This is a genomic window from Albidovulum sp., from assembly GCF_049646345.1.
Classification (GTDB): Bacteria; Pseudomonadota; Alphaproteobacteria; order Rhodobacterales; family Rhodobacteraceae; genus Albidovulum.
This window is the reverse complement of record NZ_JBARVQ010000191.1, coordinates 1-2180: the sequence shown is the minus strand read 5'-3', so window position 1 is coordinate 2180 and position 2180 is coordinate 1. Positions and strand designations below refer to the sequence as shown.

3 protein-coding genes and 1 tRNA gene are annotated in these 2180 nt (G+C 62.8%); 2 read left to right on the top strand and 2 right to left on the bottom strand.

Going from position 1 to position 2180, the window contains the following annotated elements; all coding sequences use genetic code 11:
- The coding region (locus WBB85_RS04650) for a hypothetical protein (protein WP_432637457.1) at positions 1-352 on the bottom strand (352 nt) is incomplete at its 3' end.
- Positions 353-359: 7 nt separating this feature from the next.
- Positions 360-821 (bottom strand): transglycosylase SLT domain-containing protein, encoded by a 462-nt coding sequence (locus WBB85_RS04645; RefSeq protein ID WP_432637456.1) that lies wholly within the window; start codon positions 819-821, stop codon positions 360-362.
- A 116-nt stretch (positions 822-937) separates the two neighbouring features.
- On the opposite strand from WBB85_RS04645, the gene WBB85_RS04640 reads away from it, so the two are divergent.
- Positions 938-1903, top strand: a complete 966-nt coding sequence (locus tag WBB85_RS04640) for a DMT family transporter (protein WP_432637455.1) — start codon at positions 938-940, stop codon at positions 1901-1903.
- Positions 1904-1975: 72 nt separating this feature from the next.
- A tRNA-Pro gene (locus tag WBB85_RS04635) sits at positions 1976-2052 on the top strand.
- Positions 2053-2180 lie beyond the last annotated feature (128 nt).

Genomic DNA, 2180 nt, shown 5'->3' with positions numbered 1-2180 from the left:
GGCAGCCAGCATAGACCCAGCGGATATCACTGCTGTCGGAATAAAGCGCGAGACCGATGGTGATGGCGAAGTCTTCGCCGCCGCAGGGGCAGGCGCATTCCTCGGGCACGGCATCTTCGGCAAAGCGCGCGCTGTCGCCGATGGCATGGGCTGCCGAACAGTTCTGGCAGACACGCTCCATATATCCTTCGGCCTCATCGACCCGCAGCCGAAACCGGCTATGGCCGCAAGGATAGCGGCACTGGCCAAAGAGGGTTGCCGGATATCCGTTCAGGTCCGAATACCGCTCCAGTTCGCTCCGGATGTCGGCAGGCCCTTCGCCGAAGCTCTTGTTGCCGCGCCTGCGCAGCATCCCGTGCCTACGACTTCAGCCCGGTTTTCTTCAGAAGGCCGCGCCTTTTGGCCTCGTAATAATAACCGCGTGAATACCACATGACCGCCTCGTCGCGGTTGCCATTCGCGACGATCCAGGCGCCGCGCAGGTATTTGCAGCCGAATTTGAGGTTAGTATCGGCGTTGAGAAGCCCTTTGGGCTTGCCGCGATAGCCCATGGTGCGGGCGGTGTCGGGCAGGATCTGCATCAGCCCGTAATAAGGCCCGTTGCGTGCCGCCGGATTGTAGTTGCTTTCGCGCGCAACCACACGGTGGATCAGGTCTTCGGGGATGTCATAGACGCGGGCATATTTCGTGATCAGCCGGTTGACCTCGGCCCGCCCACCCTTCTTTTTCTTCTTCTTTTTCGGCTCGGGTTCGGCGACGACGCAGGCGGCAAGGCCGGTCAGCATGAGGGCGAGTGCCGTGCGGCGGGTCAGGTTCTGCATGTCCGGTCTCCTTCGGGTTGTCCTGTCATACCGCACCTGTCGGGCGTCGCAAGTGCGGCCTTGTCATTCCTCGCCGCGCAGGCAAAGAAGGGCCGATACCGACGAAAAAGGGGCCGATGCCGGAGGTTGCAGTCAACAATGTCAAGGGTGCCGTGACGGCGCTTGCGGCGATGGGGATCTTCGCCACCCATGACGTTGTCGTCAAAGTGCTGGGCGCTGAGTATTCAGCCTTTCAGATCGTCTTCTTCGCGGCCCTTCTCAGCTTTCCCATCGTTTCGGTCATTCTGCTGGCCGATGCGCGGGAAGCGAGCCTGAAGCCGCGCCATCCCTGGTGGGTTCTGTTGCGCACGATCTGCACCACGATCACCGGGGTCGCGGCCTTTTATGCCTTCTCAATCCTGCCGCTGGCGCAGGTCTATGTGATCCTCTTCTCCTCGCCCCTTCTCATCACCATCCTTGCCATCCCGATTTTGGGCGAAACGGTGCGTCTCCGGCGCTGGGCGGCGGTGATCGCGGGGCTGGTCGGCGTGCTTGTCGTCATGCGGCCCGGTCAGGCGGATCTGTCCTTGGGCCACCTCGCCGCCCTTGTCGCGGCGATCTGCGGCGCGACGGCTTCGGTGATCGTGCGGCGGATCGGGCAGGATGAACGCTCGGTCGTGTTGCTGCTTTATCCGATGGTCGGCAATGTGATCGCCATGGGGGTGGCGCTGCCCTTCGTCTACCGGCCAATGCCGCTCGGTGATCTCGGCCTCCTCGGAATCATCGCCATCTTCGGGCTGGCCGCCTCCTACCTCGTGATCCTCGCCTATCGCGCGGGTGAGGCGGTGATCGTCGCGCCGATGCAATATTCGCAGATTCTCTGGGCGACGGGGTATGGCTATCTTCTTTTCGCTGAAACCCCCGACGGTCCTACCATTCTTGGCGCGGGGATCATCATCGCCTCGGGCATCTACATCGTACTGCGCGAAGGCCGGGCCGGGACTTCGGCCAACCGGCCGGTTCTGCTGACGCGCAGCCGGGCCGAGGCTGTAACCCCGCGCGCCAGCCTTTTGCTGCGTGTCCTGCCGAGAAGTGGCCGCTGACACGGTGTGGCGGTGCCGGGCGATATGCCCCTTGCCAAAGCCCGGTAGAATCGCTAGTCCCCGCCCATCGGTCGGAGCGTAGCGCAGCCTGGTAGCGCACCTGCTTCGGGAGCAGGGGGTCGGAGGTTCGAATCCTCTCGCTCCGACCAATTTCCCGCAAATACGTCGCGCTGCAAGAAACCCTTTTTCGATGCAGGGGCAATTGCAACGCGTATGACCCACCTTGCCCGGCGCAGGTTTCGTGGTGTGCGATGTCGCCCCTTGTGTCGCCTTGTGC